This window comes from Mycobacterium nebraskense (assembly GCF_002102255.1).
Taxonomy (GTDB): Bacteria; Actinomycetota; Actinomycetes; order Mycobacteriales; family Mycobacteriaceae; genus Mycobacterium; species Mycobacterium nebraskense.
In genome coordinates, this window is record NZ_LQPH01000122.1 from 63,874 (window position 1) to 78,445 (window position 14,572).

The following is a 14,572-nucleotide window of genomic DNA, read 5'->3' on the forward strand; positions in this document are numbered from 1 at the left end:
CTTGCGCCGCAGGTTAACTCGGGTTCGGTGCGCCGCCGCCTGGTTTCCAAAGTACGTCGCCGTCGGGGTTGGCCGCGCGCGCCAGGATGAACAGCAGATCCGAGAGGCGGTTCAAGTATTTCGCCGGAAGGACGTTGATCTGCTGGGGCGCGGCATCGACCGCCGCCCACGCCGAGCGTTCCGCTCGACGGACGATCGTACGGGCGACGTGCAGCAGCGCCGACAAGGGCGAACCGCCTGGGAGCACAAAAGAATTCAGCGCCGGCAGGTTCTCGTTATATTTGTCACACCAGCCCTCGAGCCGATCGACGTAGGGCTGGGTGACTCGCAGCGGGGGATATTGGGGGTTTTCCACCACCGGGGTCGACAGATCCGCGCCGGCGTCGAACAGGTCGTTCTGAATCTGCCGCAGCACCCCGGCCGTTTCCTCGTCGGGCTGACCCAGGGCGATCGCGACGCCGATCGCCGAGTTGGCCTCGTCGCAATCCGCGTAGGCGACCAGGCGGGGGTCGTTCTTGGAGACCCGTGAGAAGTCACTCAATCCCGTCGTGCCGTCGTCACCGGTTCGCGTATAGATGCGGGTCAGGTGTATCGCCATGAGCAAAACGGTACTGCGGCGCATGGAAGGACCGAGCCTCGGCTGACTGACAAGCCGATACCGCTTCACTAGACTGACGCAGGTGGCTGAGCGATTCGTGGTGACCGGCGGCAACCGGTTGTCCGGCGAAGTCGCAGTCGGGGGCGCCAAGAACAGCGTGCTCAAGCTGATGGCCGCGACGCTATTGGCCGAAGGCACCAGCACCATCACCAATTGCCCCGACATCCTTGATGTGCCGTTGATGGCCGAGGTGTTGCGTGGCCTGGGCGCCACCGTCGAACTCGACGGCGACGTCGCCCGCATCACCTCTCCCGATGAGCCCAAGTACGACGCTGACTTCGCGGCGGTGCGGCAGTTCCGCGCGTCCGTCTGCGTGCTGGGACCGCTGGTCGGCCGGTGCAAGCGAGCCAGGGTCGCGCTCCCAGGTGGCGACGCGATCGGGTCTCGTCCCCTCGACATGCACCAGGCGGGGCTGCGCCAGCTGGGCGCGCAGTGCAACATCGAGCACGGCTGCGTGGTCGCCCACGCCGACACGTTGCGCGGCGCGGAGATCCAGCTGGAATTTCCCTCGGTGGGAGCCACCGAGAACATCCTGATGGCCGCGGTCCTGGCCGAGGGTGTCACCACGATCCACAATGCGGCGCGCGAACCCGATGTCGTCGATCTGTGCACCATGCTGAACCAGATGGGCGCGCAGGTCGAAGGTGCCGGCTCGCCGACCATGACCATCACCGGTGTCCCGCGGTTATACCCCACCGAGCACCGCGTGATCGGGGACCGCATCGTCGCCGCCACCTGGGGCATCGCCGCCGCGATGACCAGGGGCGACATCTCGGTGACAGGCGCCGACCCGGCCCACCTGCAGGTGGTGCTGCACAAGCTGCACGACGCCGGCGCAACGGTCACCCAAACGGACAACAGCTTTCGGATCACCCAGTACGAGCGCCCCAAGGCCGTCAACGTCGCAACGCTGCCGTTCCCCGGGTTCCCGACTGACCTGCAGCCGATGGCTATCGCCCTGGCGTCGATCGCCGACGGCACGTCGATGATCACGGAAAACGTTTTCGAGGCGCGCTTCCGTTTCGTCGAAGAGATGATCCGGTTGGGCGCCGACGCCCGCACCGACGGCCACCACGCCGTCGTGCGAGGTCTGCCGCAATTGTCGAGCGCCCCCGTGTGGTGTTCGGACATCCGGGCCGGTGCCGGCCTGGTGTTGGCGGGCCTCGTCGCCGACGGTGACACCGAGGTTCACGACGTTTTCCACATTGATCGCGGCTATCCGTTGTTCGTGGAGAACCTGGCGATTTTGGGAGCGGAGATCGAGCGGGTAGAGTAACCAAAGTCAGTGCCCCGCAGGGCCGGTCGCCACACCAGGCGGCCGACACCCCGGGCCCTTGACTCCCTCGCTGGATTGGTACTAGCCTGGCACGGCTGCTCCCGAAACGGTCTTTTGAAGACCAAGACTGGGAGTTGACTCCACTGCCGGACTTGTATTAAGCTGGCAGGGTTGCCCCAAAACGGGCGAAAACAAGTGTTGTTTGAGAACTCAATAGTGTGTTTGGTCTTTTTTATTTGTTGTTGTTTTTTTGGCCATACCTAGCACTCCCCGTGTGTGGGTATGGCAACTTTTGATGCCAGTTATTTGGTGTCTTTTTGTTAGGTCAGATTTTCTCTGATTGTAAATTCACCTCGTTCGCGAGGAGTTTTTGTTTGGAGAGTTTGATCCTGGCTCAGGACGAACGCTGGCGGCGTGCTTAACACATGCAAGTCGAACGGAAAGGTCTCTTCGGAGATACTCGAGTGGCGAACGGGTGAGTAACACGTGGGTAATCTGCCCTGCACTTCGGGATAAGCCTGGGAAACTGGGTCTAATACCGAATAGGACCACTTGGCGCATGCCTTGTGGTGGAAAGCTTTTGCGGTGTGGGATGGGCCCGCGGCCTATCAGCTTGTTGGTGGGGTGATGGCCTACCAAGGCGACGACGGGTAGCCGGCCTGAGAGGGTGTCCGGCCACACTGGGACTGAGATACGGCCCAGACTCCTACGGGAGGCAGCAGTGGGGAATATTGCACAATGGGCGCAAGCCTGATGCAGCGACGCCGCGTGGGGGATGACGGCCTTCGGGTTGTAAACCTCTTTCACCATCGACGAAGGTCCGGGTTTTCTCGGATTGACGGTAGGTGGAGAAGAAGCACCGGCCAACTACGTGCCAGCAGCCGCGGTAATACGTAGGGTGCGAGCGTTGTCCGGAATTACTGGGCGTAAAGAGCTCGTAGGTGGTTTGTCGCGTTGTTCGTGAAATCTCACGGCTTAACTGTGAGCGTGCGGGCGATACGGGCAGACTAGAGTACTGCAGGGGAGACTGGAATTCCTGGTGTAGCGGTGGAATGCGCAGATATCAGGAGGAACACCGGTGGCGAAGGCGGGTCTCTGGGCAGTAACTGACGCTGAGGAGCGAAAGCGTGGGGAGCGAACAGGATTAGATACCCTGGTAGTCCACGCCGTAAACGGTGGGTACTAGGTGTGGGTTTCCTTCCTTGGGATCCGTGCCGTAGCTAACGCATTAAGTACCCCGCCTGGGGAGTACGGCCGCAAGGCTAAAACTCAAAGGAATTGACGGGGGCCCGCACAAGCGGCGGAGCATGTGGATTAATTCGATGCAACGCGAAGAACCTTACCTGGGTTTGACATGCACAGGACGCGTCTAGAGATAGGCGTTCCCTTGTGGCCTGTGTGCAGGTGGTGCATGGCTGTCGTCAGCTCGTGTCGTGAGATGTTGGGTTAAGTCCCGCAACGAGCGCAACCCCCGTCTCATGTTGCCAGCGGGTAATGCCGGGGACTCGTGAGAGACTGCCGGGGTCAACTCGGAGGAAGGTGGGGATGACGTCAAGTCATCATGCCCCTTATGTCCAGGGCTTCACACATGCTACAATGGCCGGTACAAAGGGCTGCGATGCCGCAAGGTTAAGCGAATCCTTTTAAAGCCGGTCTCAGTTCGGATCGGGGTCTGCAACTCGACCCCGTGAAGTCGGAGTCGCTAGTAATCGCAGATCAGCAACGCTGCGGTGAATACGTTCCCGGGCCTTGTACACACCGCCCGTCACGTCATGAAAGTCGGTAACACCCGAAGCCAGTGGCCTAACCCTTGGGAGGGAGCTGTCGAAGGTGGGATCGGCGATTGGGACGAAGTCGTAACAAGGTAGCCGTACCGGAAGGTGCGGCTGGATCACCTCCTTTCTAAGGAGCACCACGAAAGCACTCCAATTGGTGGGGTGCGAGCCGTGAGGGGTTCTCGCCTGTAGTGGGCGAGGGCCGGGTGCACAACAGCAAATAATTGCCAGACACACTATTGGGCCCTGAGACAACACTCGGCCAGTCCGTGTGGTGTCCCTCCATCTTGGTGGTGGGGTGTGGTGTTTGAGTATTGGATAGTGGTTGCGAGCATCTAAACGATGCGTTGCCGGCAACGGTGGCGTTTTCGTTAAAATGTGTAATTTCTTTTTTGATTTTTGTGTGTATGTAAGTGTCTAAGGGCGCATGGTGGATGCCTTGGCATCGAGAGCCGATGAAGGACGTGGGAGGCTGCGATATGCCTCGGGGAGCTGTCAACCTAGCATTGATCCGAGGATTTCCGAATGGGGAAACCCAGCACGAGTGATGTCGTGTTACCCGTATCTGAATATATAGGGTGCGGGAGGTAACGCGGGGAAGTGAAACATCTCAGTACCCGTAGGAGAAGAAAACAATTGTGATTCCGTTAGTAGTGGCGAGCGAACGCGGAACAGGCTAAACCGCACGCATGGGTAACCGGGTAGGGGTTGTGTGTGCGGGGTTGTGGGATTGATATGTCTCAGCTCTACCTGGCTGAGGGGTAGTCAGAAAGTGTCGTGGTTAGCGGAAGTGGCCTGGGACGGCCCGCCGTAGACGGTGAGAGCCCGGTACGCGAAAACCCGGCACCTACCTTGTATCAACTCCCGAGTAGCAGCGGGCCCGTGGAATCCGCTGTGAATCTGCCGGGACCACCCGGTAAGCCTAAATACTTCTCGATGACCGATAGCGGATTAGTACCGTGAGGGAATGGTGAAAAGTACCCCGGGAGGGGAGTGAAAGAGTACCTGAAACCGTGTGCCTACAATCCGTCAGAGCCTCCTTGTGGGGTGATGGCGTGCCTTTTGAAGAATGAGCCTGCGAGTCAGGGACACGTCGCGAGGTTAACCCGTGCGGGGTAGCCGCAGCGAAAGCGAGTCTGAATAGGGCGCATCCCCTTTGGGGTGTAGTGGCGTGTTCTGGACCCGAAGCGGAGTGATCTACCCATGGCCAGGGTGAAGCGCGGGTAAGACCGCGTGGAGGCCCGAACCCACTTAGGTTGAAGACTGAGGGGATGAGCTGTGGGTAGGGGTGAAAGGCCAATCAAACTCCGTGATAGCTGGTTCTCCCCGAAATGCATTTAGGTGCAGCGTTACGTGTTTCACCACGGAGGTAGAGCTACTGGATGGCCGATGGGCCCTACTAGGTTACTGACGTCAGCCAAACTCCGAATGCCGTGGTGTATAGCGTGGCAGTGAGACGGCGGGGGATAAGCTCCGTACGTCGAGAGGGAAACAGCCCAGATCGCCGGCTAAGGCCCCTAAGCGTGTGCTAAGTGGAAAAGGATGTGCAGTCGCAGAGACAACCAGGAGGTTGGCTTAGAAGCAGCCACCCTTGAAAGAGTGCGTAATAGCTCACTGGTCAAGTGATTGTGCGCCGATAATGTAGCGGGGCTCAAGCACACCGCCGAAGCCGCGGCAACCGCAAGGTTGGGTAGGGGAGCGTCCCCCATGCAGCGAAGCCATCGGGTAACCGGTGGTGGAGTTTGGGGGAGTGAGAATGCAGGCATGAGTAGCGATAAGGCAAGTGAGAACCTTGCCCGCCGTAAGACCAAGGGTTCCTGGGCCAGGCCAGTCCGCCCAGGGTGAGTCGGGACCTAAGGCGAGGCCGACAGGCGTAGTCGATGGACAACGGGTTGATATTCCCGTACCCGTGTTTGGGCGTCCCTGACGAATCCATTCTGCTAACCACCCAAATGGTGGTCTATCAATCCCTTCGGGGTGCGAGGACTACCGGCTGCGTGGGACCCGGGTGGGTAGTAGTCAAGCGATGGGGTGACGCAGGAAGGTAGCCGTACCAGTCAGTGGTAATACTGGGGCAAGCCTGTAGGGAGAGCGATAGGCAAATCCGTCGCTCATTAATCCTGAGAGGTGATGCATAGCCGATTGAGGTGAATTCGGTGATCCTCTGCTGCCAAGAAAAGCCTCTAGCGAGCACACACACGGCCCGTACCCCAAACCGACACAGGTGGTCAGGTAGAGCATACCAAGGCGTACGAGATAACTATGGTTAAGGAACTCGGCAAAATGCCCCCGTAACTTCGGGAGAAGGGGGGCCGGAAAACCGTGAACACCCTTGCGGTGGGAGCGGGATTCGGCCGCAGAAACCAGTGGGTAGCGACTGTTTACTAAAAACACAGGTCCGTGCGAAGTCGCAAGACGATGTATACGGACTGACGCCTGCCCGGTGCTGGAAGGTTAAGAGGACCCGTTAACCGTAAGGTGAAGCGGAGAATTTAAGCCCCAGTAAACGGCGGTGGTAACTATAACCATCCTAAGGTAGCGAAATTCCTTGTCGGGTAAGTTCCGACCTGCACGAATGGCGTAACGACTTCCCAACTGTCTCAACCATAGACTCGGCGAAATTGCACTACGAGTAAAGATGCTCGTTACGCGCGGCAGGACGAAAAGACCCCGGGACCTTCACTACAACTTGGTATTGGTGTTCGGTACGGTTTGTGTAGGATAGGTGGGAGACTGTGAAACCTCAACGCTAGTTGGGGCGGAGTCGTTGTTGAAATACCACTCTGATCGTATTGGACACCTAACGTCGAACCCTTATCGGGTTCACGGACAGTGCCTGGCGGGTAGTTTAACTGGGGCGGTTGCCTCCTAAAATGTAACGGAGGCGCCCAAAGGTTCCCTCAACCTGGACGGCAATCAGGTGTTGAGTGTAAGTGCACAAGGGAGCTTGACTGCGAGACTTACAAGTCAAGCAGGGACGAAAGTCGGGACTAGTGATCCGGCACCTCTGAGTGGAAGGGGTGTCGCTCAACGGATAAAAGGTACCCCGGGGATAACAGGCTGATCTTCCCCAAGAGTCCATATCGACGGGATGGTTTGGCACCTCGATGTCGGCTCGTCGCATCCTGGGGCTGGAGCAGGTCCCAAGGGTTGGGCTGTTCGCCCATTAAAGCGGCACGCGAGCTGGGTTTAGAACGTCGTGAGACAGTTCGGTCTCTATCCGCCGCGCGCGTCAGAAACTTGAGGAAACCTGTCCCTAGTACGAGAGGACCGGGACGGACGAACCTCTGGTATACCAGTTGTCCCACCAGGGGCACCGCTGGATAGCCACGTTCGGACAGGATAACCGCTGAAAGCATCTAAGCGGGAAACCTTCTCCAAGATCAGGTTTCTCACCCTTTTAGAGGGATAAGGCCCCCCGCAGACCACGGGTTCGATAGGCCAGACCTGGAAGCTCAGTAATGAGTGCAGGGAACTGGCACTAACCGGCCGAAAACTTACCAACACACAATCGCAACCACTTTTCAGTTTCAGTGACTATTTGTCGCTGGACGCTCTGAATACCACACCCCCCACCGATACCAAATTTAAATAGAGTTACGGCGGCCACAGCGACAGGGAAACGCCCGGTCCCATTCCGAACCCGGAAGCTAAGCCTGTCAGCGCCGATGATACTGCCCATCCGGGTGGAAAAGTAGGACACCGCCGAACATACACAAAAACACCCCCGGCAACGGGGGTGTTTTTGCATTCACTGCGTGCCGGCGCATTTCCTAATCGAATAATGTCAAAGCCGCATTCGCCGATGCGCGTTTCTTCTCCAATGCGAGCAGGATGCGCTTTCGGTCCAGACCGCCACCGTAACCGGTAAGGCTCCCGTTGGCGCCGATTACGCGGTGGCAGGGAACGACGATGGCGATGGGGTTGTGGCCGTTCGCCAGTCCCACGGCGCGTGCGGAACCGGGAGCGCCGATCTGTTCCGCGATTTCTCCGTACGATCTGGTTTCGCCGTATGGAATTGTCATCAGCGCCTTCCACACTCGCCGCTGAAATTCGGAGCCGCGCAGATCGAATTCGAAATCGAACTCGGTTAATTCGCCCGCGAAATAGGCGTCGAGTTGTTCGGTGGCCTCGTTGAATGCGGCCGGATTCGGTGCCCAGCCGGTGCGGCTCGGTTCGTAGGTCTGGTCGACCATTCGAAGCATCGTCAGAACCGAGTCCTGGCCGGCTAGGGTCAGCGGCCCGATCGGGCTGTCGATGGTGCGGTACTCGATCATGCGACCTCCTGTGGTGGCCATTGGTTAACCGGGTGCTCGAGGGTGGTCCATAGGTATTGGGTGGCGTAGGAGCGCCAGGGGCGCCACCGGGCGCCGTGCGTGACCAGGGTCCGTTCGTCACTCGGCAGGCCCAGCTGCTTCGCGGCCAGGCGAAGGCCAAGATCGGTGGCCGGGAAGGCGTCCGGGTCTCCGAGGCCGCGCATCGCAATCACCTCTGCGGTCCAGGGACCTACTCCGGGCAGTTCCAGCAATTGTCTGCGGGCGGCCTCCCAGTCGCTCCCGCTGTCCAGGACGACACTGCCGTTGGCAAGGCCGGCAACCAATGCGCTCAGCGTCCGCTGCCGGGCCTTGGGGACCGCCAAGTGGACGGGGTCGATCTCCGCGAGCTGCTCCACCGACGGGAAAGTATGGGTCAGGCCGCCGTCAGGGTCCGCGACCGGCTGCCCGTAGGCCGCGGCCAGGCGGCCGGCGTGGGTTCTGGCCGCCTTGGTCGACACCTGTTGGCCCAGTACCGCCCGCACGGCCAGCTCCGCCTCGTCGACGGTGCGCGGAATGCGTTGTCCGGGAGCCTTTGTCACCACGGAACCCAGGTGGGGGTCACCGGCCAGCGCGTCGTCCACCGCTTCGGGGTCGGCGTCGAGATCCAGGAGGCGCCGGCAGCGGGCGATCGCCGTCGTCAGGTCACGAAAGTCGTCGAGCACGAGCACGCAGCGCACATGATCGAGGGCCGGTTTCAGACTGACGACTGCGCTGCCGAACGGAAGGCGCAGGCTGCGTCGGTACGCACCGTCGCGGACCTCCTCGCAGCCGGGCACGGTGCCGGCGGCCAGATGGCCGAACACACCCTCATAGGCGAACGGGGTGCGTACCGGCAATCGAAGGGAGACCGTCCCAGCCGAAGCGGCTCCCGATTTCAAGTCTCCGGACGGATCCGTTGCACGCCGGCGCAGCTCCGTCGGTGTGTTCTCGAACACCAAGCGCACGGTGTCGTTGAACTGGCGAATGCTGGAAAACCCCGACGCGAACGCGATGTCCCCGAACGGCAGGTCCGTGGTCTCGACGAGCAGGCGGGCGGTCTGCGCTCGTTGGGCGCGGGCCAGCGCGAGTGGGCCGGCGCCGACCTCGGCCTGCAACAGCCGCTCCAGCTGGCGGGTGGTGTAACCGAGGTGGGCCGCCAGGCCGCCGACGCCTTCGCGATCCACGGTGCCGTCGGCGATCAGGCGCATCGTCCGCGCAACGACGTCACCGCGCACGTTCCATTCCGGCGAACCCGGAGACGCGTCGGGACGACACCGCTTACATGCCCGGAATCCCGCCCGCTGAGCGGCGGCGGCGGTCGGATAAAACCGCACGTTGCGAGCGAACGGCGGTCGCACCGGGCAGCTCGGCCGGCAATAGATGCGGGTGGTCAGTACCGCCGTGACGAACCAGCCGTCGAACCGGGCGTCCTTGGACTGGACGGCGCGGTAGCAGCGTTCGAAGTCGTCATGCACACTTCAAGACTTACACCCGCCAACCGACAAAACTGGCGGAAAACCGACATGGTAGTGAGTGGGCGGATCAAGCAGGCGCTATGACGCCGGGGATCCCGACGTCATAGCTGGACGGCTACGGGCCGGGAGGGGTTCCGGCGCAGATGCCGCCGGCGCAGGCGCCCGCGCCGCCGGGCCCGGCGGAAGCCCCGGCACCCGGCACACCCGCGCTCGCCCCACCGGGCCCGGTACCGGCTCCGGAACCACCCGGTCCGGCGGTCGTGGCGCCACCCGGTCCGGTTTCGGGACCGCCCGGTCCGGCAGGAGTTGTCGCCGCCGGGGCCGTCGTTGTGACGCTGGCCGGCGTCGTGACAGTGGTGGTGACGGTCGAAGTCGTCGGGTTCTTGTTGTTGTTGCCTGAGCCGCAGCCCGCGGTCAACGAGCTCAAGGCGATCGCCGCGGCGATCCCCGCAGCGACCGAAACACGGCGGGCAGTTGCGCTACCGGTCATGTCAACACCAATCTCTTTAAGGGGCGATGTCCTTAAAACCCCTTACCCACTGAGATCGGAGATCGATCGCATCAGGCCGACTGGTCGGCGGCCTCGGACGGCGAAGCGAGCCGAGTGGGGCGCTCGTGGCCGCGAAGGGTCAGGGTCTCGCCCAAAGACCAATGGCCGCGCTCGTTCTCGCTCGCGCCTTCCAGCGCGTCGGCCGTCGCAAGCAGCCGGCCCGGGTACGACTTGGCGAGCTCGCACAGGCGGGAGGCCTCGTTGACCGGCCCACCGATGACGGTGTACTCGAAGCGCTCCCTGGCACCGACGTTCCCGGCGACGACTTGCCCCGCCGCCACGCCAATACCGGCCTGGCACTCCGTCATTTCGTTGTTCAGCCGCTCGGCGATACTGCGCGCGGCGGCCAGCGCCTCTTCTTCCGGACGCTCGAGACGATTCGGAGCCCCGAACACGGCCAGCGTCGCATCACCCTCAAACTTGTTGACCAGCCCGCAGTGTCGGTCCACCTCTTCCACCACGACGCCGAAGAATTGGTTGAGCAACTGCACGATCTCTGCCGCGGGCCGGCTCGTCACCAGCTTGGTCGACTCGATGATGTCGATGAATACGACTGCCACATGGCGTTCTTCGCCGCCCAGCTTCGGTCGCTCGCGTTCGGCGGCCAGCGCGACCTCGCGTCCGACATGCCGGCCGAAGAGGTCGCGAACCCGTTCGCGCTCGCGCAGTCCGTCGACCATCGTGTTGAAACCGCGTTGCAGCTCACCAAGTTCGGTGCCGTCGAAAACGACGAGTTCGCCCCGCAGATCACCTCGCTCGACGCGCCGCAGCGCCGCCCGGACCACCCGGACCGGTGTCGTCGTCAGCCACGCCAGTATCCACATCAGGACGCACCCGAAGATCAGGGTGGCGAACGACAAGATCAGCACGCCGACCGCGAACTCGGTCTCGGTCAGGTTCCGCATCAGGATCTGAAACATTGCCAGCAGGCCGATGCCGATAACGGGCACACCGGAACCCAGGAACCAGACCACCATGGTTCGGCCCATGATCCCGGCCGACAACCGCCGTGGCGGCGGCCCCGCCTCCAGCGCCTGGGCGGCGACCGGGCGCAGCGCGAACTCGGCGAGCAGATAGCTGGCGGTGGCGACCAGAACGCCGCAGAAGCTCACCACGAGGAGGAACCGCGGGATGAACACTGTGTTGGCCAGACCGTACAGCGTCGTGTACAGCACCGTCCCGATACCCCACAGGATGAGGTCATACATCGCGAGTCGCCACGGGGCCAGGAAGGTGTTGCGCTCGTCTTCGGCAGTCGGCGGGCGCTCCTCGATCGCCCAGCGCAACGAGAGCACCGTCCGGCGGGTGATCCAATACGTGCCCACCGCCAGGGCCAACACGATGTAGGCCGGTGAAGCCCCGAACGTAATCCAGGCCGGCGCGTCATGGAAGATGCTCGGCTGGGGAATGGCGACTATCACCAACAGCAGCGCGACGGCGATGCCGAGCAAGTTCGCGCCCAGGACCAGCACGGTCAAAATGATCTGGATGCGGATGCGGCGACGTCGTTGGCTTTCGGAGACCCGTCCCAGCAGCAGGGAGCCATACGCGGGCGTTTCCGGTAGCCGGCCGCTCTGACGGGTGACCGTCTCGAGCACCCGGCCGATGCGTTTTGCCAAGCTCTGGTTGGCCGACATGGTGGCGTCAGCCTAATTTGTCGGCCACGCTCTAAGGTGAGTCGGGTGCGTCTAGTGATCGCCCAATGCACTGTCGACTATGTCGGCCGGCTCACCGCGCATCTTCCGTCGGCCCGCAGGCTGCTGCTGTTCAAGGCCGACGGATCGATCAGCGTGCACGCCGACGACCGCGCCTACAAGCCGCTGAATTGGATGAGTCCGCCCTGCTGGCTGACCGAGGAACCCGGTGATCAGGCGCCCGTGTGGGTGGTGCAGAACAAGGCCGGCGAACAGCTGCGCATCACCGTCGAGGAAGTCGAGCACGACACCAGCCACGATCTGGGCGTTGACCCCGGGCTGGTCAAGGACGGCGTCGAAGCCCACCTGCAGGCGTTGCTCGCCGAGCACGTGCAACTGCTCGGCGAGGGCTACACGCTGGTTCGTCGCGAATACATGACCGCCATCGGGCCCGTCGACCTGCTCTGCCGCGACGAGCAAGGCGGTTCCGTCGCGGTGGAGATCAAACGGCGAGGCGAGATCGACGGCGTCGAGCAGCTCACCCGCTACCTCGAATTGCTCAACCGCGACAGCGTGCTCGCCCCGGTGAAGGGAGTGTTCGCGGCCCAGCAGATCAAGCCGCAAGCGCGCACCCTGGCTGCCGACCGCGGGATCCGTTGCATCACACTGGATTACGACAAGATGCGTGGGATGGACAGCGACGAATACCGGCTTTTCTGAGCTGCGCGGCTAGGCTGGCGGTATGGCTCGGCGCCGCACACCGCCCCGTCGGCAGCGGCAGTCATTGCCGCCACCGGTGCCGCGCCGGGTGGAGATCGGCCCCGACGGCCACGAGTACGAAGTCCGTCCCGTACCGGGGGCCCGCGCGGTCAAGACCTACCGTTGTCCCGGTTGTGACCACGAAATACGTGTGGGCACCGCACATCTGGTGGTGTGGCCGGCCGATCCGACCCTCGGGGGAGCAGACGATCGGCGGCATTGGCATGGCCCGTGCTGGACCCACCGCTCCACGCGCGGCCCGACCAGGAAGTGGTCGTGATCGGCCGGGTCTCAGGCGGCCGGTTCGACCAGCTCGATGAGAACTCCGCCGGCGTCCTTGGGGTGGATGAAGTTGATCCGCGAGTTTGCCGTGCCGCGGCGGGGCGCCTCGTAGATGAGCCGGATGCCCTGGGAGCGGAGGTGCTCGATCACGCTGTCGAGGTCGCTCACGCGAACCGCCATCTGCTGGATGCCGGGCCCGCGCTTGTCGAGGAACTTGGCGATGGTCGAGGACTCGTCGAACGGGGCCATCAGCTGGATCTGCGCGGTACCGGCCGGGGCGCCGCGCACGGCCAGCATGGCCTCGCGGATTCCCTGCTCCTCGTTGACTTCCTCGTGCACCAGGACCATGCCGAGGTGGTCGTGATACCAGGCGATTGCCGCGTCCAGGTCGGCGACTGCGATGCCGACGTGATCGATCGCCGTCACCAGCGCGCTGGCCAGGACCTGACGGGCGTCAACTTGATCGGTCGTCATCACATAAAGGTAACCTGGCGGCAAAGATTGCGCTTCTCCAGGAGTCCGAATCGGCCGTCCGGGAGCGCCTTAGTAGGCCTGAGGAGATTGTCATGACGACGTCAGTGATCGTTGCTGGAGCGCGGACGCCGATCGGCAAGTTGATGGGTTCGCTGAAGGATTTTTCGGCCAGCGATCTGGGTGCCATCGCGATCGCCGGTGCGCTGGAGAAGGCCAACGTACCCGCGTCGGCGGTCGAGTACGTGATCATGGGCCAGGTGTTGACGGCCGGGGCCGGCCAGATGCCCGCGCGCCAGGCGGCCGTAGCGGCCGGCATCGGCTGGGATGTTCCGGCGCTGACCATCAACAAGATGTGCCTGTCGGGCATCGACGCCATTGCGCTCGCTGACCAGCTCATTCGTGCCGGGGAGTTCGACGTCGTGGTGGCCGGTGGGCAGGAGTCCATGACCAAAGCGCCTCATTTGCTGATGGACAGCCGGGCGGGCTACAAGTATGGCGACGTGACGGTGCTGGACCACTTGGCCTACGACGGCCTGCACGACGTCTTCACCGACCAGCCGATGGGCGCGCTCACCGAGCAGCGGAACGACGCGGACAAATTCACCCGCCAGGAGCAGGACGAGTTCGCTGCGCGGTCGCATCAGAAGGCGGCCGCGGCGTGGAAGGACGGCGTCTTCGCCGACGAAGTGGTGCCCGTCAACATCCCGCAGCGCAAGGGTGATCCGCTGCAGTTCACCGAGGACGAGGGGATTCGCGCCAACACCACCGCCGAGTCCCTGGCCGGCCTCAAACCGGCCTTCCGTCGCGATGGCACCATCACCGCCGGTTCGGCGTCGCAGATCTCCGACGGGGCGGCGGCCGTGGTGGTGATGAACAAGGCCAGGGCGCAGGAGCTGGGGCTGACCTGGCTGGTCGAAATCGGCGCGCACGGTGTCGTGGCCGGACCGGACTCCACCCTGCAGTCGCAGCCGGCCAACGCGATCAAGAAAGCGCTCAGCCGCGAGGGCATCTCCGCCGACCAGCTCGACGTCGTGGAAATCAACGAGGCGTTCTCGGCGGTCGCGCTGGCCTCGACCCGCGAACTCGGGCTGGATCCCAAAATCGTCAATGTCAACGGTGGTGCGATCGCCGTCGGGCATCCGATCGGCATGTCGGGCGCACGGATCACGCTGCATGCGGCCCTGGAACTGGCCCGCCGCGGCTCCGGTTACGCCGTTGCGGCCCTGTGCGGGGCCGGTGGGCAGGGCGACGCGCTGATCCTTCGGGCAAACTAGCCGGACTCAACCGGATCGCGCTGACGCCGTCGTGAGGTTGCTGGCGCAACACACACGGGAATTTTTGTGATCTTCGTCATATGGCCCGCTCGCGGGCCGCTGTTGGGGCGATTGCCGGCC

The 14,572-nt window shown here is 62.8% G+C and carries 10 protein-coding genes and 3 rRNA genes; 7 read left to right on the plus strand and 6 right to left on the minus strand.

Going from position 1 to position 14,572, the window contains the following annotated elements:
• Positions 1-13: 13 nt before the first annotated feature.
• Positions 14-598 (minus strand): cob(I)yrinic acid a,c-diamide adenosyltransferase, encoded by a 585-nt coding sequence (locus AWC17_RS14865; protein WP_046182658.1) that lies wholly within the window; start codon positions 596-598, stop codon positions 14-16.
• Between the two features lie 82 nt (positions 599-680).
• Here AWC17_RS14865 and murA point away from each other — a divergent pair, with 82 nt between their 5' ends.
• The 4 genes from murA to rrf all read left to right on the plus strand — a co-directional run bounded on the left by murA (position 681) and on the right by rrf (position 7,420).
• Positions 681-1,934, plus strand: a complete 1,254-nt coding sequence (murA, locus tag AWC17_RS14870) for a UDP-N-acetylglucosamine 1-carboxyvinyltransferase (RefSeq protein WP_046182648.1) — start codon at positions 681-683, stop codon at positions 1,932-1,934.
• Positions 1,935-2,305: 371 nt separating this feature from the next.
• Positions 2,306-3,836: ribosomal RNA gene (locus tag AWC17_RS14875) — 16S ribosomal RNA — on the plus strand.
• 280 nt (positions 3,837-4,116) lie between these two features.
• Positions 4,117-7,214: ribosomal RNA gene (locus AWC17_RS14880) — 23S ribosomal RNA — on the plus strand.
• Between the two features lie 93 nt (positions 7,215-7,307).
• Positions 7,308-7,420: ribosomal RNA gene (rrf, locus tag AWC17_RS14885) — 5S ribosomal RNA — on the plus strand.
• Together the 16S, 23S and 5S rRNA genes form the textbook arrangement of a ribosomal RNA operon.
• A 62-nt stretch (positions 7,421-7,482) precedes the next feature.
• On the opposite strand, the gene AWC17_RS14890 is transcribed toward rrf, so the two are convergent.
• The 4 genes from AWC17_RS14890 to AWC17_RS14905 all read right to left on the minus strand — a co-directional run bounded on the left by AWC17_RS14890 (position 7,483) and on the right by AWC17_RS14905 (position 11,666).
• On the minus strand, positions 7,483-7,986 hold the full coding sequence (locus AWC17_RS14890; RefSeq protein WP_046182649.1) for a methylated-DNA--[protein]-cysteine S-methyltransferase: 504 nt from the start codon (positions 7,984-7,986) through the stop codon (positions 7,483-7,485).
• A complete protein-coding gene (locus AWC17_RS14895; protein WP_046182650.1) occupies positions 7,983-9,479 on the minus strand; it encodes a DNA-3-methyladenine glycosylase 2 family protein in 1,497 nt (498 codons plus the stop codon). The genes AWC17_RS14890 and AWC17_RS14895 overlap by 4 nt, the downstream gene beginning before the upstream one ends.
• 115 nt (positions 9,480-9,594) lie before the next feature.
• Positions 9,595-9,969 carry a hypothetical protein gene (locus tag AWC17_RS14900; protein WP_046182651.1) on the minus strand — a complete coding sequence of 125 codons (375 nt, stop codon included), beginning with the start codon at positions 9,967-9,969 and terminating at the stop codon, positions 9,595-9,597.
• A 71-nt stretch (positions 9,970-10,040) separates the two neighbouring features.
• Entirely contained in the window at positions 10,041-11,666 is a 1,626-nt protein-coding gene (locus tag AWC17_RS14905; RefSeq protein ID WP_046182652.1) for an adenylate/guanylate cyclase domain-containing protein, read from the minus strand.
• Between the two features lie 45 nt (positions 11,667-11,711).
• On the opposite strand from AWC17_RS14905, the gene nucS reads away from it, so the two are divergent.
• Together nucS and AWC17_RS14915 are read left to right on the plus strand one after the other, a co-directional pair.
• A complete protein-coding gene (nucS, locus tag AWC17_RS14910) occupies positions 11,712-12,383 on the plus strand; it encodes an endonuclease NucS (protein WP_046182653.1) in 672 nt (223 codons plus the stop codon).
• 22 nt (positions 12,384-12,405) lie between these two features.
• Complete coding sequence (locus tag AWC17_RS14915) at positions 12,406-12,702, plus strand: hypothetical protein (protein WP_082122900.1); 297 nt, start codon at positions 12,406-12,408, stop codon at positions 12,700-12,702.
• An 11-nt stretch (positions 12,703-12,713) separates the two neighbouring features.
• Here the strand turns inward: AWC17_RS14915 and mce are convergent, their stop codons facing one another.
• Complete coding sequence (mce, locus tag AWC17_RS14920) at positions 12,714-13,181, minus strand: methylmalonyl-CoA epimerase (protein WP_082122901.1); 468 nt, start codon at positions 13,179-13,181, stop codon at positions 12,714-12,716.
• An 89-nt stretch (positions 13,182-13,270) separates the two neighbouring features.
• Here mce and AWC17_RS14925 point away from each other — a divergent pair, with 89 nt between their 5' ends.
• Positions 13,271-14,452 (plus strand): acetyl-CoA C-acetyltransferase, encoded by a 1,182-nt coding sequence (locus AWC17_RS14925; RefSeq protein WP_046182655.1) that lies wholly within the window; start codon positions 13,271-13,273, stop codon positions 14,450-14,452.
• The last annotated feature ends 120 nt before the right edge of the window (positions 14,453-14,572 follow it).

Excerpts from the sequence above, each read along its gene's own strand:
- AWC17_RS14865 (WP_046182658.1), bottom strand. The coding sequence starts at position 598 with ATGGCGATACACCTGACCCGCATCTATACGCGAACCGGTGACGACGGC.
- AWC17_RS14890 (WP_046182649.1), bottom strand. The coding sequence starts at position 7,986 with ATGATCGAGTACCGCACCATCGACAGCCCGATCGGGCCGCTGACCCTA.
- AWC17_RS14900 (WP_046182651.1), bottom strand. The coding sequence starts at position 9,969 with ATGACCGGTAGCGCAACTGCCCGCCGTGTTTCGGTCGCTGCGGGGATC.
- AWC17_RS14905 (WP_046182652.1), bottom strand. The coding sequence starts at position 11,666 with ATGTCGGCCAACCAGAGCTTGGCAAAACGCATCGGCCGGGTGCTCGAG.
- AWC17_RS14915 (WP_082122900.1), top strand. The coding sequence starts at position 12,406 with ATGGCTCGGCGCCGCACACCGCCCCGTCGGCAGCGGCAGTCATTGCCG.
- AWC17_RS14925 (WP_046182655.1), top strand. The coding sequence starts at position 13,271 with ATGACGACGTCAGTGATCGTTGCTGGAGCGCGGACGCCGATCGGCAAG.